Source organism: Zhongshania aquatica (assembly GCF_027257955.1).
GTDB classification, from domain to species: domain Bacteria; phylum Pseudomonadota; class Gammaproteobacteria; order Pseudomonadales; family Spongiibacteraceae; genus Spongiibacter; species Spongiibacter aquatica.
The window spans coordinates 1-22,132 of the sequence record NZ_JANZNQ010000016.1 but is presented as its reverse complement, the minus strand read 5'-3'; the positions used below and the strand labels follow the sequence as shown (position 1 = coordinate 22,132).

Sequence of the window (22,132 nt, the reverse complement as noted above, 5' to 3'; positions counted from 1 at the left end):
ACTTACATAAAAACAACCGTATTGTCGTGCTTCGCCTCTATCTGATCTTTAAAGTACGCAATTATACTTTTCCTTTTCAGCTTCAAGGTTGGCGTAAGCAAACCATTCATAATGGTCCACTCCGGCGTGATAACAATTTGATTGACTCGCTCATAGGCCGCCAAGGTACCGTTAATACGCGTCAGCGACGCTTCTAAACTCGACACCAACTGTTCCTGCGGAAGCGCCCTACCCAATTCAGACAATGTCGCGAGCAATAGAGGTTGATCTAGGCCGTGGCCGCATACACAAACCTGCTCTAGCTCTATTAGCGAGCCAAAGTCATCTTCTAGTTTTATTGGCTGAATGAATTTGCCTTTGGTGGTTTTAAAGACTTCGCTGATTCTGCCGGTAATCCAAAGATTGCCGTTTTCATCTACCTTGCCTGTATCGCCAGTGTGATACCAGCCGTCCACTAAAGCCTCTGCCGTTTTCTCTGGGTTTTTGTAATACCCAGTCATCAGACCGTCGCTTTTAAAACACACTTCTTCGTCATCGGTGATTTTTATTTGCACACCGTTTAGCGGTACACCCACGCAGCCCGCTTGCGGGCGTTCATCGGACAACCAGAATGTACCGTCGCAGAAGTTCTCGGTCATGGAGTAGCCTTCGCGCAATACCACTCCCATGTCGATGAACCAGTTTTGCACGTCCCGTGGGCACGGTGCTGAACCGGTCAACACCATGCGTGCTTTGTTAAGACCCAACTGCTTTCTAACCTGCTCTTTCTGTTCTTCGCCAAATCCAGCCTGAACTTCAGGTGGGATTTTTGCGTCTACTGCGGCCTTAAATTTCACCCACAGTCGCGGCACAGAAAAGAAGAACGTTGGCTCAACATCGCGGAGTTCTGTAGCGAACGTCTCTAAACCTTCAGAGAAAGAAATAATGCCGTTGCAATACAACGCGTTCATTTCAACAATGCAACGCTCTGCCGCATGGGATAGCGGCAAATACGACATCAAGCGCTCACGCTCTGTGCCGCCACCTATTTTCCAGTCTTTTTGCATTCGCGGCAAAATGCGTCCCGGTGTGCCGTGAACATGCATAACACCCTTTGGGTTACCGGTAGTGCCCGAGGTGTACAGAATCGTCATCAACGCGTCGGCATCGGGTATCGGAGATGCCGTCATAGGCTCATGACTGGCAACAATGGCATCGATATCAGTCTCGACATCGCAGTCGCAGCCCAATATTCCGACGCGCTTAATATTCGCTGGTAAAACATCATTCGCTTGGCTGGCGATATCAAACTGCCCCAAGAAAATCATCTGGCTTTCGCTGTGCTCTAAGATATACCGTGACGAGGGCGCGTCCTGCCCTGGATATAAAGGTACGCTTATGTGACCGCTGAGCATGATGGCGAAATCGACGGCTATCCAATCTGCGCAGTTCTTCGCGAATATCGAAATGCGGCTACCGGGCTCATAGCCTTGGGCGGAAATATAGGTCGCTAAGCGACGCGCACGATCTGCTAGCTGCGCCCAAGTTAACTCCGTCCACTGCAACTCTTTAGGTTGACGTAAAAATACTTGATCCGCGGCAACAGATTCCCAGTGGTAAAACATTTCTAGTGGTGTTTTTATCGCTTCGCTCATTGCTCGGTACTCCGACAGATCATTATTGTTGATTAGACCAAGCAACACGCTTGGCCATGTTTATAGTTCTATACGAACAATTCGTCCGCCGCGGCTTTATCAATGGCAATTTGGGGAGGCGTAAAGCGCTTGCCGTACGTGGCCTCAAGCTCTCTGCATCGGTCAACAAACCGCTGCACACCGTAGGTATTCACAAACTGCAAATACCCACCCGTCCACGTTGGCGCACCTATACCCATTATTGAACCGATATTGCCATCCGCTACGGTTCTTAATACACCCGTTTCTAAGCACACGAGACTTTCGATTACGGGACGGAACAATAAGCGGTCGCGAACATCCTGGTCACTCACACTAAGATCAACGTCTTCTTTCAAGTACAGCTCACGCAAACCACTCCAGATTTGTTTGCCTGACTCACTGTAGTCGTAATAGCCGCCGCCATGCACTCGACCGCCGCGCTTGTGCTCGTTTAGCAAGTCGCGCATCAATGCGGTCCCTTCTGGCGTCGGATCATCTTCCGCCTTACGAAGCCCCATACTGATTTGAGCATCAATAATATCTAAAGACAACTTTTGGCTGACTTCATCTTGCAATGCAAGAGGACCAACCGGCCAACCAACAGATTTTCCCACCGACTCAACACGCACTGCACTTACGCCTTCCGCTATTAGCTGGGCCGCTTCCTGAATAGGCGTACTGATGGTGCGTGAGGTGTAAAAACCCGGTGAGTCGTTAACAACAATTGGCGTCTTCTTTAATTGGCGAGTTAGATCAAAGGCTTTGGCCAGCGTCTCGTCACTGGTTTTTTCACCGCAGATAATTTCTACCAAGGGCATTCTGTCTACCGGCGAGAAAAAGTGCATACCAATAAAGTTCTCTGGCTTGCTACTCGCGCTGGACAGCGACGTAATTGGCAGGGTAGAGGTGTTAGATGCCCAAACGCCACCCTCGACTAAGCACGACTCGGTAGATTTTGTTAGCGCGTGTTTGAGTTCAACACTCTCGAACACGGCTTCGATAATAAAATCACAGCCCTGTAAATCATCATTGCTCACACTTGGACTTATACGGGCGAGCACATCGGCCGCTGCGGCCTCAGTCATTTTTCCCTTCTGAACCAGCTTAGCCAGGCCTTTCTCTGAGTACGCTTTGGCTTTTTCAGCAGACTCTATGGTGACATCTTTAATAACAACATCAATGCCAACCATTGCTGCAGACATGGCGATGCCCTGTCCCATCATGCCGCCGCCAAGAATACCTAAACGGGACACGGTGCTTTTTTCAAACCCCTGCGGGCGACTTTGACCACCGGCCACTTGATTCATTTGAAAGAAGAAGGCGTTGATCATGTTCTTGGCTTCTGGCGTCGTAACCAATTGAGCGAATTGACCGCTCTCGAAACGCAGCGCAGTATCTATATCTACACGCAAGGTCTCTACCATGATGTCTAAAATCATCACAGGCGCAGGCAACAATCCACGGGTTTTCTTTTGCAATTCGGCTGCAGCAAATTCGATGTTTTGACGAATAGTGGCATTTTCTTCACCACCGTCTGGAATTTTAAACCCCTTCACATCCCAGGGCTGAACCGTGCTCTCGCGGTTATCCAAAATCCAAGCTTTAGCGCGCGGCAATAACTCTTGCTGTGTCGCTACCGTTTCATGAATCAAGCCCGCTGCAACCGCAGACACGGCACCTAACTTTTTGCCTTCAATTAAAAATGGAAGTGCTTTTTCAAAACCCAGTAATGAGGTTAATCGCACCACGCCGCCGCCACCGGGCAGCAATCCCAAACCAACTTCGGGAAGACCCACCATGACTGCGCGGGAATCGACGGCAAGACGATAATTACAGCACAAACAAACTTCCAATCCCCCGCCAAGCGCGGCGCCATTAATCGCGGCGACAACCGGTACGGGTAATTTTTCTATTTCTCTAAATAACGCTTTTATTCCTTCGGTACGAATGAATACGCCTTGTTCTTCGCCCGGCTGTGCGGCGGCTAAATCATTCAAGTCACCACCGGCTATAAAGGTTTTTTTCGCCGACGTAATAACCACACCCACAAGATCGGTTTCGGCCTTAAGCTGGTCTAGCGTGCTACGCATTGCGTCAATAAACTCGTCGTTTATCGCGTTAACGCTGCCACGCATATCCATAGTGACGGTCACTATATTGCTGCTGTCTTTTTCGTACTTGAATGAATCTGTCATTCGAAACTGTCCTGCCTTTTTAACACCATGACCAATGATTGATTAGCTCGGTTTTAGTCCGGATTCTCGCCGGACAGGTTGCGCGATAGCAGCCGTATGAACCAACCTCCCGGCTACCCTTTCTGCCGGGTACAAATGGCTCAACAAATATATGCGGCTTTGCTCACGACATACCTCGCGCTCGCCTTGCTATGAATACGGAGTAAGCCAGAAATGCTCTGAAAGCACGCCGGAGCGGAAGTTTGAAATATCGGGGGCTTTCTTACAATGATCAGAAAATGGACAATAAATTAACATTTAAATGCAAATATTAATGTAGAATCGTTTTCTATGGATAATTTTGATTCTCTAACGATATCAATAGCGACGGTGAACAGCAGCCTTGCAGGCCCGTCATCGCAAGGTATAAACGTACCCGCTTTACTGAGAAAATGCGGTGTCGACCCCCGCCTACTCAACTACCCACAAGCACGAATTCCAGTACAACAATTTATTCAATTGTGTAGATTAAGCAGTGGCCAGCTAAACGACGAGCAATACGGCTTGCTCGAAAAGCCCCAGCGACTAGGAACCTATCGCGCAATTGCGATCAATGTAGTTCATGGAAAAAATCTAGGCGAGGCCTTAAAACGCTATGTTGATGTTAGCAATTTATTTGAAAACAGCTTTGAATTTTCACTCAACACCAGCCACCGCCGCACCGAGCTGATCATTACGCGACGGCCTGCAATGAAGGTCGCCAACAACTTCGCAGTTGAATCCGCCTTGATGATTGCCCACCGTTTTAGCAGTTGGTTAATCAACGAACGCATCGCACTCCAAGGTGTGTATATCGATTACCCGAGCCCGCCCTTTAACGAATACAACTATCTCTTCTACGGCGCCCCGGTATTAAGCAACCAAGATCATTCAGCAATAGCCTTCGACACGGCCTACCTAGAAAGACCTGTCGTTCAGAACGAAAGTGAACTCGAAAACTATTTACAACACGCACCGGCAAAATTGTATCTACCCCTAGATGAAAGTGGGCAATTGTCATTACAGGTTAGACAAATGCTTAGCGATCTACCCAATTCTCTAATCTCAAACACCGCCCTGCGGGATACCAGCGCAATGCTGGGCATCAGTAGCGACACCCTTAGGCGACGGCTAAAAAGGGAAGGCACTAACTTTCAAACAATACGCGCTAATATTCGCCGCGAGTTAGCCATTCACTACTTGGCATCAAGCACAGATACGATTGAGAGCATCGCCTACAAAACAGGTTATACCGAACCTGGCGCCTTTATTCGCGCCTTCAAAAACTGGACCGGATACACACCGCTAAAATTCCGGAAACTGCTGCAGAACTGATTGTTAGCACACTACCTACGGCGCCCACGTTATTGACTTAAAGGTCATTAAGTGCAAATATCAGTATTATCTTTTCGTTACTAATGCAGACCATTGACGCCATCGGCATTAAGAATAATTCGAATTAGCGTCCCGTAGATTCAGGGTATAAGCCCTAGCAATCTCAGTAATTATCAGGCCTCCGCGGGCACTCTGATAGAAAAATTAATCTCTCTTAATTAACAAACATTACCTCAATCCGAGGACTGCGAATATGAACAGCGCTTTAACTACCGACTCAACGACTGGTAGCGACTTTCAAAGAATTAAAGACATTGTCGAACGTCAACGAACTAGCTTTATTGAAGATGGCTATCCCAGCGCCAAAACGCGTATTGATAAGCTAGACCGACTAATCGCGATGTTACGCAAGAACAAACAAAAACTAGCAGCCGCATTGAAAAGTGACTACAGCGCACGCTCACACTTCGATAGCGTTGTTTTTGATATTTTAGTGCCTATAGAAAGTTTGAAATACTGCCGAAAAAATACCGCAAAGTGGATGAAGCCAGAAAAAAGAGGCGCTAAATTTCCGCTAAATTTACTCGGCGCAGACGCCCACGTTTTTTATCAACCCATGGGTGTGGTCGGTATTGTTGCGCCATGGAACTTCCCCATACAGCTGACTTTTTCGCCATTGGGAAACGCCATTTCCGCAGGTAACCGCGCTATCATAAAGCCGTCAGAACTAACACCAGAAACATCGGCCTTATTAGAAGAGTTATTCACCGCAGATTTTGGCCCAGAAGAAATCAGTGTAGTGAACGGTGGGCCAGATGTAGCGGCTGCATTTACTGCTCAGGCTTTTGACCACTTGGTATTTACTGGCGCCCCGTCAGTCGCCAAACACGTCATGCGCGCCGCTGCCGAAAACTTAGTTCCTTTAACGCTTGAACTCGGCGGAAAATGCCCAGTAATCATAGGTCAAGGCGCCGATTTAAAATCAGCCGTTGAACGTATTTTCACCTTTAAAACCATGAACGCGGGTCAAATCTGTCTCGCACCCGACTACACTTTTGTGCAAGCCGAAGTATTGCCACAATTTATCGAGCTAGCTAAAAATTTCGTTACCGATAATTTTGGCACACTGGCAGACAATGATGACTATGGTTCAATCATTAACGAACGTCATCGCGCACGTATTGCGGGCTATATCCAAGAAGCGATGAGCAAGGGATACCAAACCATTCCCCTCAGCGACGATATTGGTTTAGACAAACTTGCACATAATCACAAGCTTGCACCAACCCTTGTTATCGATCCCGCTGACGATTGCAAAATAATGACGGACGAGATTTTCGGGCCAGCAATGCCGATCAAAACCTACACCAATATTAATGACGTCGCCAGCCACATCAATCGCGGCGAACGGCCCTTAGCGCTGTATTATTTTGGCAAATCCAAAGCTGAAATTAATTTATTAAAAATGAATACAACATCAGGTGGCATGGTTGTAAACGACATTGCCGCACACGTTCTGCAAGACACCATGCCACTGGGCGGTGTTGGTCACAGCGGAATGGGGTCTTACCACGGTTTCGATGGCTTCCGTCAACTTAGCCACGGCAAGGGGTTTTATAAGCAAGGCATGCTCAGTTTAACGCCATTTTTTAAAGCGCCACACACCGACAAGATGCTAGCACTACTTGAAAAAATGATGGGCTAGAAGATTCGACAAAGCATTACGAGAACACAAAATGAACATCGAAACTTTTACTATCAATATCGACCAATCGCGGTTAGACGATCTAGCATCAAGATTAAAGCGTGCCCGCATTACCCCTGACTTTGGCAACACCAACTGGGAATACGGCACCAATACAACTTACTTAAATGAGCTAGTTGAATACTGGCGCAATGACTACGACTGGCGTAAGCACGAAAAGGAAATGAATCAGTTCGACCATTTCCGCGTTGAAATAGACGGCATGCCTATACACTTTCTGCACAAGAAAGGTAAAGGCCCGTCCCCCACCCCGCTACTACTTAGCCACGGCTGGCCCTGGACTTTTTGGGACTATCAAAAACTGATTGATCCGCTTACCGATCCAGCAGCCTACGGTGGCGAAGAGGCCGACGCCTTCGACGTCGTCATTCCCTCACTACCGGGATACGGATTTTCTACCCCCCTCACAACTGAGGGTATTAACTTTTCAAGTACTGCCGACATTTTTGTAAAACTAATGGAGGGTTTAGGGTATAAAAAATTCGCAGCCCATGGCCACGATTGGGGTGCGATTATCACTGCGCAACTAGGTCACAAATATGCAGACAAATTAATCGGCGCTCATTTCACGACCATGTTGCCCCTAAACACCTTTAGTGGCGGTAGCGTCGATGAATCTTTCTTCAGTGAAAACGAAATGGGTATTGCCGAAAAGAACGCCATGTTTTTCACCGACGGTGGCGGCTACTTTGCCTTGCAAACTACTCGCCCCCAAACATTAGCCAACGCCTTAAGTGATTCCCCCGTCGGTTTATGCTCTTGGATTGTAGAAAAACGGCGCGACTGGAGTGACTGCAAAGGCAATGTGGAAAGTCGTTTCTCAAAAGACGACTTGATCACTACTGTCATGCTGTACTGGCTAACCGATAGCTTTGGTACCTCGGCAAGATTCTACTACGAGGCTGCGCACCGCCCCTGGACTCCCTCCCACAACCGCCACCCAGTGGTTGAGGCACCTTGCGGTATCGCTATTTTCCCAGAGGAAATTCTGTGCCAACCCAAGGCGTGGATAGAGCACTATTATAATCTTAAGCAGCTATCAGAAATGGATAGCGGCGGGCATTTCGCGGCAATGGAAGAGCCAGAGGCCTTACTTAAAGACATCCAGCAATTTTTTGCTAGCTTGCGCTAAACGCGCTGATATTTTCGCCACAATAAAAACCATTTCTACTGCTCTCTTCGGAACTTTGTTTTAGGATATAAAAATACTTAGGGAAGAGAGCCACAAATCATGAAGAAAGTCATCATTACCGCCTTAGTCTTAGCGGCCCTGTATAGCGTCTACCAAAAAAATCCCGGTATTGCGTCAGAGATTATTGCTATTGTTCCAGCGGAGTGGGCAGAAAAATTCAAGACTACCTCAGCGACGAGTAATTCTGACGACATTCTGGCCAAGGCGTTTCAGCAGCGCCGCAGTGATGTGCAGGTTCGCGGATCGGGCATTGTCATTAAGGTGCTCCCAGATGATACCAAGGGCAGTCAGCATCAACGATTTATTATTAAACTAGCGTCGGGGCAGACAGTATTAATTGCTCACAATATCGATCTTGCTCCACGTCTGGGTGGATTGGCAGCAGGTGATCGCGTTGAGTTCTATGGCGAGTATGAATGGAATAGCCAAGGCGGTGTTGTGCATTGGACTCACCGCGACCCCGCCGGCCGGCATATTGACGGTTGGTTGCAATATCGTGGCCGCCAATACCAGTAGTTTATGGCGCCAATGCTTTCCATAAACCCAGCGCGCTAACCAATAACAAGGTCACGCCAAGCACACGAAAGAAGACCGGCGTTTCTGCTTTCAGCATTTTTGTGTGAAAACGCAAACCAATCACATGACCTATCGCCGCGCAGGGCAGCAACCAGAGATGGTGAATCAATTGCAGACTGACACCGGCATACATAAAGGCGGCGAGTTTGATGCTGACCAAAATAAACCATAGGGCGAACAGCGTATCTCGCAGTTGTTCGCGAGCAATGTGTTGGGCGGCCACGGCGATAATCAAGGGCGCCCCAATCAGCGAGGTGCCACTGATATAGCCACCCGCCATCAAGAACAAGGCATCAATAAATTTGTTATTGCTCCTGAAGGGCTTATTAAAGATATAAGTCATGGCGTAAACCGACACCACTACAAAAATAATAATACTCAGTACGTTAGCCGGCAGGGTGATTAAGCCAAAAACACCGAGCAGCTTAGGCACAATCATAATTGCCAGCATATAGCGTAAGTAGCGCCAATCAACGGTACTTTGATGGACGCGGTTCGCTGCCTCAGATTTGCGATTATTAAGAAAGAGGGTAATAGACGAAAACACCAGCAACTGTACCGAAATCAGCGGTAGGAACACGACAGGCTGGTTATACACCAACAATAAAAATGGCAGTGACAGCACCGCGCCACCAAAACCAAGACCAGAGCGTACAAAGCCACTCCAGATAAAAATGAGGCCAATCAGCAGGTACTGATAGTAGTGAAGGTCTGACATGGGTATCCAAGACTTAGGGTGTTAGACAAGGCGAGGAACGCGAACGGGAATTGTAAGTGGCCACGCGGACAATTGGTAGGCCTTGCTCCCCGAACAGGTCTAATTTGCTAATCCATACCTAGCCCAAAAAACTATATTTTTCGATTATCGTCTCAAGCTATAGCTAAAACCATTAAAGGGCGTACTCTGATAGCCATCACCGTTTACTCGGTGATGCATCCACATATCTATTCGCTTTACCGGCGGGCCATCTCACAACGACGTTTCCGCCCCACTGAATGGAGTTCAGGTAATGAGTAAAGAACAAAAAAGTAATAAAGAAACTAAGAAAAAGCCCTTGTTAACACAAAAGGAGAAAAAATTAGCCAAGAAGGATAAAGCCAGCACCACAAAAAGCTCACCGTTTAATTAATACACCAAGATCCGCAGGTGCGTCGCATTCATGCCTCGCACCTATAACCTCTGTCACAACCGCCCATTAAATTTATTCTCGCAACCATTCAAAGGATAAGCTCCAGAAGCTGCGCTGCTGTCTTTAGCAGGTAGCTAGGTTAGTATTAGCGCTATTAATAACCTTCCAAAATAGGGTTTTGGCGATGAGCGACGCGCTAACACATCAATTAATTGAGGACGTGTATCGGCGGGAGTCTCGCCGCGTATTTGCGACCTTGCTGCGTCTTCTCGGCGACTTTCAGATAGCGGAAGAAGCACTGCAAGATGCGTTTATCGCCGCATTAAAACAATGGCCTACAGACGGCCTACCCGCCAACCCCCGCGCCTGGTTAATTTCAACCGGACGGTTTAAAGCGATAGATTTCATTAGACGCCAATCTCGGTTTGTAGATGGCGTTGACGATTTAGCGGATCAGCTTGAAGCCGACACCCCAGACTTCGCCAAGCTCGCCGATGACGATATTGAAGACGACCGCCTGCGACTGATTTTTACCTGCTGCCACCCTGCCCTTGCCGAAGACAGCCGTGTCGCCCTAACATTACGTGAGGTTTGCGGCCTAACGACGGAAGAAATTGCCAGCGCCTTTCTCTCGAAGGCGACAACCATTGCCCAGCGAATCGTGCGCGCGAAAGGGAAAATTCGCGACGCAAAAATTCCCTACCTGGTTCCCAGCGGCCCAGAATTACCTGAGCGTATGAACGCGGTATTGCAGGTGCTATACCTGATGTACAACGAGGCTTACTCCGCGTCATCGGGCGATCATTTAACCCGTGCCGATTTATCTTCCGAGGCGATTCGCCTAGCCAAATTGCTATTGAATTTGAATTGCGACGTAGACGCCGACACAGAAATTTCAGGCTTGCTAGCGCTAATGTTGTTACAAGAATCCCGCCGCGAGGCTCGCAGCGACGCGCAGGGCGAACTCATTTTACTGGCGGATCAAGATCGCACCCGTTGGGACAAGTCACTTATTGAGCAAGGTGTCGCCTTAGTACACCGCGCCCTAAAAGATGGCCGCCATGGACCATACTCTATACAAGCCGCCATCGCAGCCATTCACGCCGAAGCTAGCTCTAGCGCCAATACCGACTGGCATGAAATTGTCGGTCTGTACGACGTACTGCTAAGTATTAGTTCAAATCCTGTGATCGCTCTAAATCGCGCCGTTGCGGTAAGCATGCGTGACGGCCCCGGTGCAGGAATGCGTGTAGTAGACGCCATTTATAACACTGGGACACTGGGCGACTACCATCTTTTACATGCAGTACGGGCCGATTTTTTCCGGCAACTTGAGCAATATCAGCATGCGATCGACGCCTATCGCACTGCACTGTCCTGCGCCCAGCAAAAGCCAGAAATTATATTTTTAGAACGTCGGATATCAGAAATGAATTTACAACTAGCCAAGCATTGAAAACGCAATTCCGTTTATTTTTTATATAAGTGTCGAATCAGGCTCTGCGCATTCGACTAAAAAATATCGACAAGAATCAGTGAGGGTCACCCAAATGAAATACCTGTGCTTAGTTTATGGCGAAGAAGCAAAAATAGCCGAAATGAATGATGCCGATTGCATGACGTGTGTAGAAGGCTTAATGGAGAGTGGGCATTTTATTGCAGGTGAAGCGCTCCAGCCTGTTGAGACTGCGACCACTCTGCGTATCCGCAATGGCAAAACCACATTTACCGATGGCCCCTTTGCAGAAACAAAGGAACAACTGGCCGGTTTTTACCTGTTAGAAGCCCGCGACCTTAATGAAGCCCTAGATAAGGCGGCTAAAATTCCACCCGCCCGCGTTGGCTCTATCGAAGTGCGACCAATTCGTCAGTTGCAAACGGGCGAATAAGACCGCGTCTCAAGTAGACTCTGGCTTACCATGTAGCTGAACAAGCAGTTGGTCTTTTTGCAGCCACAATTCAGACACCCACTGCTGAAATTGCTCTCTAAACTGCTGATCGCTCAAATAATCACGATTAAGGAATTGCGGCGGAATGGTTTGCTTTTCAATTCGCACAACTACCTTTTTTATTTGGCCAGAGAGAAAATGCCAAAAGCTACGATCATCACTCGGGTAAGAAATAGTGATATTCAATAAGGTATGGAGCTGATCGCCCATCGCACCCAACACAAAGGCGGCGCCACCGGCCTTAGGTTTCAATAAATAATGGTACGGCGATTCTTGGGCGGCATGCTTATCAGGTGTGTAACGGGTGCCCTCCATAAAATTAAACACCGTGACTGGCGTGTACTTAAACTTCTCGCAGGCATTGCGAGTCGTTTCTAAGTCTTTGCCTTTCAATGCCGGATTCTTTTCTATCTCCGCCGCGGAATACCGCTTCATAAACGGGAAGTCTAGCGCCCACCACGCCAGTCCAATTACTGGCACCCAAATTAATTGCTGCTTTAGAAAGAACTTAAGCATGGGTATTTTGCGAAACAGCACTTTTTGGGCAACCAAAATATCAGCCCACGACTGATGGTTACACGTTACAAAATACCAGTCTTTTGGATTAAGCCCCTCGGCGCCCTGCACGTCCCATTGAATATCATTCACAACCGTCAACAGCAGATTATTAAAGCCCACCCACAGATTCGCTATCTCAATGGAGATAATAGTAAAACAGCGACGAGAGGCTTTTAACGGAATCAGCAACTTGAGTAATGCTGCAAGCAGCAAAAAGGGAACTAGAATCAGGGTTGAGCAAACAATCAGCAGCATAATCAGACTGCCGCGTAGCCAAGTGGGTAGGAATGTCAGCATAGTTTCAGCTCTGTAACTTTTATGATGGCTGCCATTGTAATGCGATTGATAGGTAAGAGTAAAAGTCTCAGCCCAATGGGGTCGCGCACCCCTATCAAAACAAGTGAGGCACACACACTAGAAATATTTTCATCCCAATGTCGAATTACCCACCCTAGCTTCGACTATAAATTAGCAACAACATTAAGGAGCGAAGTATGAAGTGCATGGTGTTAATGAAAGCAAGCCCAAGTAGCGAGGCCGGGGTAATACCGAGTGAGCGATTACTCACTGACATGGCCTCATTTAACGAGGAGCTAATGTCCGCCGGCATTATTCTTAGCGGCGAAGGATTACACCCAAGCAGCGCGGGTATTCGTGTACATTTCGGCGCAGACGAACCGCAAATAGAACCCGGCCCATTTGCCGAGACTAGCGAGTTAATTTCAGGATTTTGGATTTGGCAGGTGTCATCAATGGACGACGCTATACAGTGGGCAAAGCGAATTCCAAATACCGACGGCGTACACCGCAATGTTGAACTTCGTCCACTATTCGAGGCAGAGGACTTCGGTGAGGAATTCACCCCCGCCTTACGACAGCAGGAAGACCGTTTGCGCGACGCGATACAGCAACAGCAGCAACAGCAATAGCGCGAATGACATAAAGGAGACTACGCATGAAAATTAATCCCTACTTAAATTTTGCGGGTAACTGTCGACAGGCATTTGAGTTTTACGCCTCGTGCTTAGGCGTCGACGCGGTATTAATGAGCGTGGGGGATACGCCAGCTGCGGAACACTTCCCCGCCGACAGCCAACACCACATCATGCACGCTCAAATAGATGCAGGTAATGGCCTGACATTGATGGGCAGTGATGCACCCAGTGACATGTATGAGGTGCCGGCTGGTATCAGTGTTGCCCTCCAAGTCGAAGACATCATCGAAGCAGAGCGACTATTCGCCGCCCTGTCAGAAGGTGGGACAATCACCATGCCCATTGGCGCCACATTCTGGTCACAGTGCTTTGGCAGATTTGTCGATCAATTCGGCATTGCTTGGATGGTGAACGGGCCCGCGCCAGATGGCTCTCAAGCTAGCTGCAAATAGCAATAAAATAGAGGACGTAAAAATGACTTATGTAGACGGATTTATCCTGCCAGTGCCCAAAGATAAGCTCGATGCTTATTTCGACATCGCCAGCGTCGCCGGTGAGGTCTGGAAAGAACTGGGCGCCCTGCAATACATTGAGTGTGTGGCGGATGACGTTAAAACTGGCATCCATACCTCTTTTCCCCAGAGCGTGAAATTAGAAGAAGGTGAGGTAGTGGTGTTTTCATACATCGTCTACGCATCACGCGAAGACCGCGACCGTATCAATGACGCAGTGATGAAAGATCCGCGCTTAGCCAAATTAATGACTCCAGAAGCAATGCCCTTCGACGGAAAACGCTTAATCTATGGCGGCTTTAAAACCAGAGTCGCTTTATAGCTCGTTGCTTTTCCTTTTGCACAAGGCAAGAAAGCTTGGTAGCTTCAATGACAGTGGGCGCGTTAACGAATCCCCACCGCCTCTCACAGTAAGTGGAGGCAACCCAGCTTTTACGCTTTGCCAAGGGTGAGCGATGCCATTTAGCGTTAATCTCGGACAACAGCACTACGTCTTCGCAGATTTGAAAACCCTGCTCGCCAAGGCGACACCTGCCCGTTCCGGCGACGTGCTAGCCGGTGTTGCAGCAAGCAATAACCAAGAACGGGTAGCCGCGCAATACGCACTGGCAGATTTACCGCTACGTCATTTTTTAAATAACGTGGTTATTCCCTATGAAGACGATGAAGTCACCCGTTTAATCATCGATAGTCACAATGCGACCGCGTTTATGCCAGTGGCCCATCTCACCGTGGGCGGCTTCCGCGACTGGCTACTTTCCGACGCAGCCACGACGGAATCACTGCAGGCATTAGCACCCGGACTAACGCCCGAAATGGTTGCTGCAGTCAGCAAGTTAATGCGAATACAGGATCTCATTATAGTCGCGAAAAAGTGCGAAGTGATTACTCGCTTTCGGAATACGCTCGGTCTTGCCAATCATTTTTCTACCCGCTTACAACCAAACCACCCAACAGACGACGCTGCGGGCATTGCCGCAAGTATCATCGACGGTTTGCTATACGCCAGTGGCGATGCCGTCATTGGCATTAACCCCGCGTCCGACAATACCCAAACCGTGGCGCGCCTTCTTCACCTGCTTGACGATTTCATCACGCGTTTTGACATCCCGACCCAATCCTGTGTGCTCACCCACGTCACCACAACCTTGGAGCTCATCAACCAGAGGGCGCCTGTAGACTTAGTATTCCAATCAATAGCCGGTACTGAAGCAGCAAATAGCAGCTTCGGCGTAACGCTCTCAATATTGGCAGAGGCGCAGTCTGCCGCACTCAGCTTGGGGCGAGGCACCGTCGGCAATAACCTCATGTATTTTGAAACCGGCCAAGGTAGCGCTCTGTCGGCAAATTCCCATCATGGCGTCGATCAGCAAACACTAGAAACGCGCGCCTATGCCGTCGCCCGCGCGTTTTCACCACTACTAGTCAACACGGTGGTCGGCTTTATCGGCCCGGAATATTTATACAACGGCAAGCAAATTATTCGCGCGGGCTTAGAAGATCACTTCTGCGGAAAACTACTCGGCCTGCCAATGGGCTGCGACATTTGCTATACCAACCACGCCGAAGCAGACCAAGATGATATGGACATGCTACTGACCCAGTTTGCCGCAGCGGGGGGTAATTTCATCATGGGTATTCCCGGTGCAGATGACATAATGCTCAACTACCAAACCACGTCATTTCACGATGCCCTATACATTCGTCGACTACTGAACTTGCCACCCGCACCCGAATTTTTTCAGTGGCTGCAAACCTCAAAGATTATGGACAAGCACGGCGCGTTGTTTTCAGGTTCAGAACTACCTCCTCGTTTTGCACAAGCGCTGTCATTGGCGGGGCCATTATGAGCGAGCTAAAAAACGATTCATGGCAGGTGTTGCGCTCATATACCTCAGCAAGAATCGCGCTGGGAAGAACAGGCGTATCTCTGCCCACGGCGGCCAACTTACAGTTTCAGCTCGACCACGCCCGCGCCCGCGACGCCGTTCATCTCGCCTTCAATACGCAGGCATTTATCGACGCCTACACAGCAACTTTCCCAAACGCAGCCAAGCCAGTCATGCTAGTAAGCGAAGCCGAGAATCGCATGCGCTATTTGCAGCGACCAGATTTAGGGCGGCGGCTACCTGAAGCCCAGTGGCAAATCCTCAGGCAATCCGCGTCAGAACATAAAAACGCAGATATCGCCATTGTCATTGCAGACGGGCTCTCTTCCGCCGCGGTACAAAACCACGCGCTTCCGCTTCTCACGTTGCTGATACCGCGCTTACGTGCCGAAAATCTTTTACTTGCACCACTGAGTATTGCCACACAAGCACGGGTCGCACTGGGCGATGACATTGGTGAAGCGCTCAAGGCCAAACTGGTTATCGTGTTGATCGGCGAACGACCCGGACTAAGCTCCCCCGACAGTTTGGGCCTGTATTTAAGCTACGCCCCCCGTCGCGGTATACGTGATGCTGAACGCAACTGCATTTCGAATATCCGAATCGGTGGTCTTAGCTACCAGCAAGCTTGCGATACCAGCATGTACTTAACACTCGCCGCCCTCAAGGATGGCGTCAGCGGTGTTACGCTTAAAGATCAATCACTGTTGCTAGATAACCAGCCTAACCATGCCATCCCCTTTTTAAAGCCCTAAAGCTAGCCTTTTCATTCACCAAGCCCAATCAAATTTAAGACCCAATCTAAAATAGGGATAAGCCCCTATGGGACATTCACCGCTATAAAGTCAAAATGAAGACCTGTAACTGAACTTACATTTTATTCTAGCTCTGCCAATAAAAAGTGTTGCTAGCCATGTTTACGCTAGTAGCTAGTAATACGTGCACAGGAGAATCGAATCACATAGATCTCTAGCCAAAACAAGCTCAGGCATGACTTATTCAGAGGTAACCAGGTGCAAAGTCCTACAATCCAAAACAACGAGGATAAGCGATTAGCATCCCTACATGCGCTGAACATATTGGACACGCCCTTTGAAGAGCGTTTTGACCGCATCACTCGTTTCGCAAGTAACTTATTCGACGTACCCATCGCCCTAGTTAGCCTAATCGACCAAGATCGCCAATGGTTTAAATCTTCAATGGGTTTAGACGTTCGCGAAACATCGAGAGCTATCTCGTTTTGTGGCCACACCATACATTCTAAAAAAATCATGATGGTGCGGGATGCTAAAAATGATCAACGATTCGCCGACAATCCACTCGTAACAGGCCCACCCCATATCCGTTTCTACGCGGGCTGCCCTATCAGTGCAGAAAGCGGCTACGCAATAGGCAGCCTCTGCCTTATCGATCGCAGACCACGGGAATTCAACGATGACGACCTCGACGTTTTCCGCGACCTTACCCTTATGGTCGAGCGCGAGATTATTAAACCGGAATTAGATGTTCTCGATACCCAAACCCATATCAGCAATCGCAAAGGGTTTTCGATATTAGCGGAAAAAGGCTTAGATTTATGCGCCCGTCGAGATATCACTGCATCACTCGTGTTCATCGAATTAGATAAATTTAACGACGCCGACGATAAGCGTGGTCGCGCCGAAACCAAACGTAAAATGGCCTATTTTGCAGAATACCTCAACACGCAGCTTGAGCAATCTGGACTTGTTGCTCGGGTAGGCAAACATCAATTTGTGGCGCTATTGATAGATATCTGTGCCGCAAATGCCGAGTTAGCAATGATTAAATTTAAAACCGAAATCGATGCTCTCAGCAAACGCGAACTATGGCTACATCCCCTACAATACAGCTACGGCACCGCGGAATTCGATGCAGAAAAGCACTCAACCGTAGAAAAGTTTCTCACCGATGCAGATATTGTGATGTACGACAGGAAGAAGAAAAAACGCTACGCCGAAAGACAAGAAGAAAGAATAGATTAATAGAACGCTTAATGACTTTTTACCACTTTACAATCGCTCAAGTTGCACTATGAGCCGACCTGAAAAATAGAATAAGCGGACTTAGAAAATTCCTATCTGAATGAAAGCCAGCGAGTTTCTCTACAAGCTCAGCAGCCAGCTATTGATCTGATTTCCTCTTTAAAAAAGTAACTTAAATCTGTAGAACTCGTATTCGCATAGCGGTTTCAGCAATCACAGGCTGCCATTATCGTCTTATAACAGTTGAACATAGTTAGATGTTATGTCACGCAAGATGTAATATGTGTCATAACTGCGCCATCTAACAATAATACGCATCTGGATATAAGAATGAATCACCCTTTCAAAGCCCTACTATTGATCAGCGCACTGACCCTACTTGCCTGTAAAAACTCTGATTCAGGCAGCGCGGTCGCCCCTCTGGAGAATAATATCGCGTCGAGCCAAAAGCATGGCCCAGCCGTCTGCGATAATATGAGCGCCGAGGACTTTGTGACTCGCAATGAGCTGGCGACGGGAAGTCGGCCAGCAAGCGCGGCCTTGCTGCTGCGTTTTGTACACCTGACCGACGACCACATTATTGACGATGACGGTCAGTTGTTAAACGGCGCCAGCGCACTAGATCCGCTTTACACTAGCTTTGAGTCCGCGCAGCGATTTCAGGAAGAATATTCAGACGAAGTGCTGAACGATTTAATTTCAGCGCTAAACAATTGCCATGCGCAATACCCGGCAGAATTTGCGATAGTCACCGGTGATTCTGCGGATCTGACGACAGTCGCAGAAACTCGTCGCTTTATTGATAATCTTGATGGCCGCGTCGATCAGATGAGCGCCTTTGAAGAAGCCTGCACACTCGCCCTAGGTGCTGATGCACCCGCCGAGCAGATCGATCTGTCCTGTACTCGCTTTACCGGTAGGGGCACGGCTGACACCCAAACTATTGATCCGGATATTGACGATCCGGCATATCAGTTTTTACCCACGCGCACACTGCTGCAAGCACAAAATACACAGCAAGCCGCTGTTAGTGGCCGCGCGGCAGACGGTTCCGTCGATCCTAGGCGACAGACGGTAACGCGCGCGGCGGGTTTGCCAGAGGTTTTGCGCTGCGACGACGGTGCCGAGGGCTGTATTAATCAGGCCATCGCCATGCCGTGGTTTGTGGCATTTGGCAATCACGATGGCTATCTCCGTGGTACGGTCGCGGCCGATGTCCCCTTGAACGAAGTATCTCTGCTTACCGGTCGTCGTTATATGCTCGGCCAGCATGATTTTATTCAGGAATTTTTCAAGTCTTCATCGCAACCCCTCGGTCACGGTTTCGGCCTTGTCGATGCCGCGCGCCTCGAGGATGAGGACGATCGCAACGATGGCTACTACGCCTTTGACGCTGGCGAGCAGCGTTTTCGCATGATTGTTCTCAACACTATTATCGATGGTCGTGACCCACGTGTTCCCACCGCCATGTTGCGCAACCCCTTTGCGCTCTCAGATGGTAGTCTGGACCGGGCGCAATTCGAATGGTTAAAAACCGAGTTGGCGACCGCCTATGCAAAACAGCAGTTGGTGATGGTATTCTCTCATCATCCTGATTTAACGTTTGCCGAGTACGGCATGTTCGCAGACTTACTAACGCTAGAAGTAAGTGCTATTGAATTAAATGCGGAATTGGCATCTTGGCCCAATATGATTGCTTGGGTAGCAGGCCACACCCATGTGCATCGTGTTCGCGCTTTTGCAGTGAACGATGGAGTGGGTAGCAATGGTGAAATTTCCGCACCGGTAAGCAATTGCCACGGCCAACACTGCGGTGGTTTTTGGCAAATTGAAACCGCCTCACTTATCGACCATCCCCAACAGCAGCGCCTGATCGAAGTATTTGATAATGGCGACGGCAGCGGCACTATTCGTGGGCCGGTATTAAGCCATAGCCTAGAAAACCCACAACGCTTGGCGGAAGCAGACGATCGATGCGCGCTTTATCTTACCGATCCCGCCGCAGTACAGGCAGCCATTAGCGAGGCAAACCTAGATGCGCTGTGTACCCAAGGTGGCAAGCGAGAAGGCCGCCCAGAGGATCGCAATGTGGAACTGATTTTCGCAATGCCGCATTTTTAACAAGACATCACTCACATCATGAATAAATTATTTACAGTTACCTTGGCCATTTTCATTTTGTTGTTGGCAGCAGGCTTCTTTATATTTAACTCTTATATCTATCATGAAAAACAGGCTGATCCTGTTGCCGTGCTAGATTATAAAAATGCGACTTATGTGATTGCTGGCCAAGTGATTACCTTAGTGAATGGTTTTGCTGAGACCGAATTAACCCCCAATTCCGCATCTACGGCCATAACTCGCTATTTTGGCAATGAGTTGTTCAAGGATTTGAATGGCGATGATACAGACGATGCCGTTTTCCTTCTAACACAGGAAACAGGTGGCAGCGGCAGCTTCTTTTATGTCGTCGCAGCACTCAATACAGAAAATGGCTACGTTGGCTCTCAAGCGCTCCTCTTAGGGGATCGCATAACGCCACAGAGCACTGAGTCGGGCCCAGGCAAACAGGTAATCGTTAATTTTGTTGAAAGAGAGCTGGACGAACCGATGACAACACCGCCATCCATTGGCAAGTCGCTGCATCTCATTCTTGATCCGCAATCTATGCAATTTGGTGAGGTGGCGACAGATTTCGAGGGAGAGGCTGATCCGAAGGTAATGACGCTTGAGATGAAACCATGGGTCTGGCAGCAGGCCATATATAAGGATGGGAAAGAAATTATTCCTGAGAAAAAAGACGCTTTCACACTTACTTTTACTGACGCCAACACGGTGGCGATTGCCACTGACTGCAACACGGCCGGCGGAACCTACACCGCCGAGAATAATACTATTGCGTTTTCTGAGTTTCGTACAACGCGCATGTACTGCGAAGGTTCGCAGGAAACCGAATTCTTGAAATTACTTCAAGAAACACAATCGTTCCACTTTACCGGACGCGGAGAACTCATCTTTGACCTCAAGTACGACAGTGGAATAGTCAAGTTCAGATGATGTTGCGGGGAATCAACATCGACTTCACCTAGGTCTTTGGTAAAGCCAATTATCGGATTATTCTTGCTAGTTGTGGCTATTTTGATTAACCGTCCCTTGCCTTATAACGCCTCAGACACCCGCTTGGTGAAGTTGGCGGCTTTTTTGGAAAAAAAGGTGACAGCTTTACCAAGCCCGAGTGCTTTGATTTGTTATAGCTATTACTCATAGTGAGTCCACAGCCGTAGAACTTTAACCGCCTTATCTACCTCCAGTACCTGGTACACCAATCGATGTTGAATATTGATTCTTCGGGAGTACGCTCCCACCAAGTCGCCAACCAGCTTTTCATAGGGAGGTGGATTCTGAAAGGGATCTTGCGCGATGATGTGTAACAATTCTTGAGCTTTGCTCTTAAGCCCCGACGAGGCAAGTTTGCGTGCATCCTTTTGAGCTTGCTTGGTGTAGTAAAGCTTCCAAGTCACCAATCAAGCTCCTGATCGCACTCGTCAAGCCCAGCCTCGATACCCTCGCGGATAGACTCCCGCATGCCAGACACAGCCAGCAAGTTAAGCGTTTCGTTTATGGCATTCCAATCCTCTTCCGCCAAGAGGACAGCATTCCCTCTTTTCCCTGTAATAACAATAGGTTGATGGCTGGTAGACGCCTCGTCAATCAAGGCATAGAGCTTGGTGCGGGCTTCTGTAGCGTTCAGTGTAGTCATAAGTCACCTCCGGTCCATGAACAGTACGCTTAAACGTACGCCTCGTCAACTGACAGGCTATAACGCCCTGTTAATGGGCAAAATTTCGTTGGCTAAAATGTGAAGCGGAGTGAAACCAAGCCAACGTAATTTTGTGATCTTACCCCAATAAAACGGACACATTAGTTTTCATGCGGCCATTCGCTCATATTCTATTGGAGAATAGTAACCAATCCCCGAATGCAGCCTTTTACTATTATAAAAGTTGTTGATATAACGAGCCAAAGCATACTTCAGTTCATCGCCAGATTGAAAGCTAGTTCCTCGTATCAACTCGCCTTTCAATATATGAAAAAATGATTCCATATGTGCGTTGTCTGTACATTTCCCCGGGCGACTTAAGCTGTGCAATATACCGTACCGCTGCAATTCCTTTTGATACTCCGCGCCTCTGTATTCGACGCCACGATCTGTATGAAGCATAAGCCCCTTATCCGGATTGCGTTTCTTTATCGCTGCAGCCAATGTACGTTTTGTAACCTCCGTTGTTCTTTTGTAACCGTCCGGCGAACTCACCTTACATCAAGGCTGCCAATTGTGCGGCAGTAGCTCACCAATGTTTGAGGCGCGATGTGTCGGCAGTTTCTCCATCACGTCTTTCAGGTAAGCCTGCGGGTCTAG

Annotated in this window: 21 protein-coding genes and 1 pseudogene; 14 read left to right on the top strand and 8 right to left on the bottom strand. The window is 48.5% G+C overall.

Annotated features, from left to right (window positions below; genetic code table 11):
* Window positions 1–2 precede the first annotated feature (2 nt).
* Window positions 3–1,634 (bottom strand): AMP-binding protein, encoded by a 1,632-nt coding sequence (locus tag O9X78_RS15100; protein WP_269620561.1) that lies wholly within the window; start codon window positions 1,632–1,634, stop codon window positions 3–5.
* 68 nt (window positions 1,635–1,702) lie between these two features.
* Window positions 1,703–3,850: a 3-hydroxyacyl-CoA dehydrogenase NAD-binding domain-containing protein gene (locus O9X78_RS15095; protein ID WP_269620560.1), complete on the bottom strand. Its 2,148-nt coding sequence runs from the start codon at window positions 3,848–3,850 to the stop codon at window positions 1,703–1,705.
* Between the two features lie 330 nt (window positions 3,851–4,180).
* On the opposite strand from O9X78_RS15095, the gene O9X78_RS15090 reads away from it, so the two are divergent.
* The 4 genes from O9X78_RS15090 (at window position 4,181) to O9X78_RS15075 (ending at window position 8,676) form a co-directional block, all read left to right on the top strand.
* Window positions 4,181–5,203 (top strand): AraC family transcriptional regulator, encoded by a 1,023-nt coding sequence (locus O9X78_RS15090; RefSeq protein ID WP_269620559.1) that lies wholly within the window; start codon window positions 4,181–4,183, stop codon window positions 5,201–5,203.
* A 253-nt stretch (window positions 5,204–5,456) separates the two neighbouring features.
* The gene (locus O9X78_RS15085) at window positions 5,457–6,908 is read left to right on the top strand and encodes a coniferyl aldehyde dehydrogenase (RefSeq protein WP_269620557.1); all 1,452 of its coding nucleotides are present in this window, start codon (window positions 5,457–5,459) and stop codon (window positions 6,906–6,908) included.
* A 31-nt stretch (window positions 6,909–6,939) separates the two neighbouring features.
* The gene (locus O9X78_RS15080) at window positions 6,940–8,100 is read left to right on the top strand and encodes an epoxide hydrolase family protein (RefSeq protein WP_269620556.1); all 1,161 of its coding nucleotides are present in this window, start codon (window positions 6,940–6,942) and stop codon (window positions 8,098–8,100) included.
* A gap of 99 nt (window positions 8,101–8,199) precedes the next feature.
* Window positions 8,200–8,676 carry a DUF3465 domain-containing protein gene (locus O9X78_RS15075; protein WP_269620553.1) on the top strand — a complete coding sequence of 159 codons (477 nt, stop codon included), beginning with the start codon at window positions 8,200–8,202 and terminating at the stop codon, window positions 8,674–8,676.
* A gap of 1 nt (window position 8,677) precedes the next feature.
* Here O9X78_RS15075 and O9X78_RS15070 read toward each other — a convergent pair whose 3' ends face one another.
* Window positions 8,678–9,454 (bottom strand): sulfite exporter TauE/SafE family protein, encoded by a 777-nt coding sequence (locus O9X78_RS15070; RefSeq protein WP_269620552.1) that lies wholly within the window; start codon window positions 9,452–9,454, stop codon window positions 8,678–8,680.
* A gap of 596 nt (window positions 9,455–10,050) precedes the next feature.
* Between O9X78_RS15070 and O9X78_RS15065 the strand changes: the two genes are divergently transcribed.
* Both O9X78_RS15065 and O9X78_RS15060 read left to right on the top strand, forming a co-directional pair.
* A complete protein-coding gene (locus O9X78_RS15065) occupies window positions 10,051–11,322 on the top strand; it encodes an RNA polymerase sigma factor (protein WP_269620550.1) in 1,272 nt (423 codons plus the stop codon).
* Window positions 11,323–11,416: 94 nt separating this feature from the next.
* Window positions 11,417–11,755 carry a YciI family protein gene (locus tag O9X78_RS15060; protein WP_269620549.1) on the top strand — a complete coding sequence of 113 codons (339 nt, stop codon included), beginning with the start codon at window positions 11,417–11,419 and terminating at the stop codon, window positions 11,753–11,755.
* Between the two features lie 9 nt (window positions 11,756–11,764).
* Here the strand turns inward: O9X78_RS15060 and yihG are convergent, their stop codons facing one another.
* Complete coding sequence (gene yihG, locus O9X78_RS15055; RefSeq protein WP_269620547.1) at window positions 11,765–12,670, bottom strand: 1-acylglycerol-3-phosphate O-acyltransferase, YihG family; 906 nt, start codon at window positions 12,668–12,670, stop codon at window positions 11,765–11,767.
* Window positions 12,671–12,867: 197 nt separating this feature from the next.
* On the opposite strand from yihG, the gene O9X78_RS15050 reads away from it, so the two are divergent.
* From O9X78_RS15050 to O9X78_RS15015, 8 genes are all read left to right on the top strand, one after another.
* Window positions 12,868–13,302 carry a YciI family protein gene (locus O9X78_RS15050; protein WP_269620546.1) on the top strand — a complete coding sequence of 145 codons (435 nt, stop codon included), beginning with the start codon at window positions 12,868–12,870 and terminating at the stop codon, window positions 13,300–13,302.
* A gap of 26 nt (window positions 13,303–13,328) precedes the next feature.
* The gene (locus O9X78_RS15045) at window positions 13,329–13,760 is read left to right on the top strand and encodes a VOC family protein (protein WP_269620545.1); all 432 of its coding nucleotides are present in this window, start codon (window positions 13,329–13,331) and stop codon (window positions 13,758–13,760) included.
* A 22-nt stretch (window positions 13,761–13,782) separates the two neighbouring features.
* Window positions 13,783–14,142, top strand: coding sequence for a DUF1428 domain-containing protein (locus tag O9X78_RS15040; protein ID WP_269620544.1), 360 nt, complete (start codon window positions 13,783–13,785; stop codon window positions 14,140–14,142).
* A gap of 133 nt (window positions 14,143–14,275) precedes the next feature.
* A complete protein-coding gene (locus O9X78_RS15035; RefSeq protein ID WP_269620543.1) occupies window positions 14,276–15,670 on the top strand; it encodes an ethanolamine ammonia-lyase subunit EutB in 1,395 nt (464 codons plus the stop codon).
* Window positions 15,667–16,464: an ethanolamine ammonia-lyase subunit EutC gene (gene eutC, locus O9X78_RS15030; protein WP_269620542.1), complete on the top strand. Its 798-nt coding sequence runs from the start codon at window positions 15,667–15,669 to the stop codon at window positions 16,462–16,464. Before O9X78_RS15035 ends, eutC begins: the two co-directional genes overlap by 4 nt.
* Window positions 16,465–16,722: 258 nt before the next feature.
* On the top strand, window positions 16,723–17,712 hold the full coding sequence (locus O9X78_RS15025) for a diguanylate cyclase domain-containing protein (RefSeq protein ID WP_269620541.1): 990 nt from the start codon (window positions 16,723–16,725) through the stop codon (window positions 17,710–17,712).
* Window positions 17,713–18,042: 330 nt separating this feature from the next.
* Window positions 18,043–19,833, top strand: a complete 1,791-nt coding sequence (locus O9X78_RS15020) for a metallophosphoesterase family protein (RefSeq protein WP_269620540.1) — start codon at window positions 18,043–18,045, stop codon at window positions 19,831–19,833.
* Between the two features lie 18 nt (window positions 19,834–19,851).
* Window positions 19,852–20,769 (top strand): META domain-containing protein, encoded by a 918-nt coding sequence (locus O9X78_RS15015; RefSeq protein ID WP_269620539.1) that lies wholly within the window; start codon window positions 19,852–19,854, stop codon window positions 20,767–20,769.
* A 200-nt stretch (window positions 20,770–20,969) separates the two neighbouring features.
* Here the strand turns inward: O9X78_RS15015 and O9X78_RS15010 are convergent, their stop codons facing one another.
* From O9X78_RS15010 to O9X78_RS14995, 4 genes and pseudogenes are all read right to left on the bottom strand, one after another.
* Window positions 20,970–21,233, bottom strand: a complete 264-nt coding sequence (locus tag O9X78_RS15010; RefSeq protein WP_269620538.1) for a Txe/YoeB family addiction module toxin — start codon at window positions 21,231–21,233, stop codon at window positions 20,970–20,972.
* Window positions 21,230–21,472: a type II toxin-antitoxin system Phd/YefM family antitoxin gene (locus O9X78_RS15005; protein WP_269620537.1), complete on the bottom strand. Its 243-nt coding sequence runs from the start codon at window positions 21,470–21,472 to the stop codon at window positions 21,230–21,232. Before O9X78_RS15005 ends, O9X78_RS15010 begins: the two co-directional genes overlap by 4 nt.
* Before the next feature lie 168 nt (window positions 21,473–21,640).
* Window positions 21,641–22,003, bottom strand: a pseudogene (locus tag O9X78_RS15000) (transposase); the annotation flags it as partial.
* A 30-nt stretch (window positions 22,004–22,033) separates the two neighbouring features.
* Window positions 22,034–22,132 (bottom strand): transposase domain-containing protein (locus tag O9X78_RS14995; protein ID WP_269618468.1); only part of this gene is annotated, 99 nt, incomplete at its 5' end.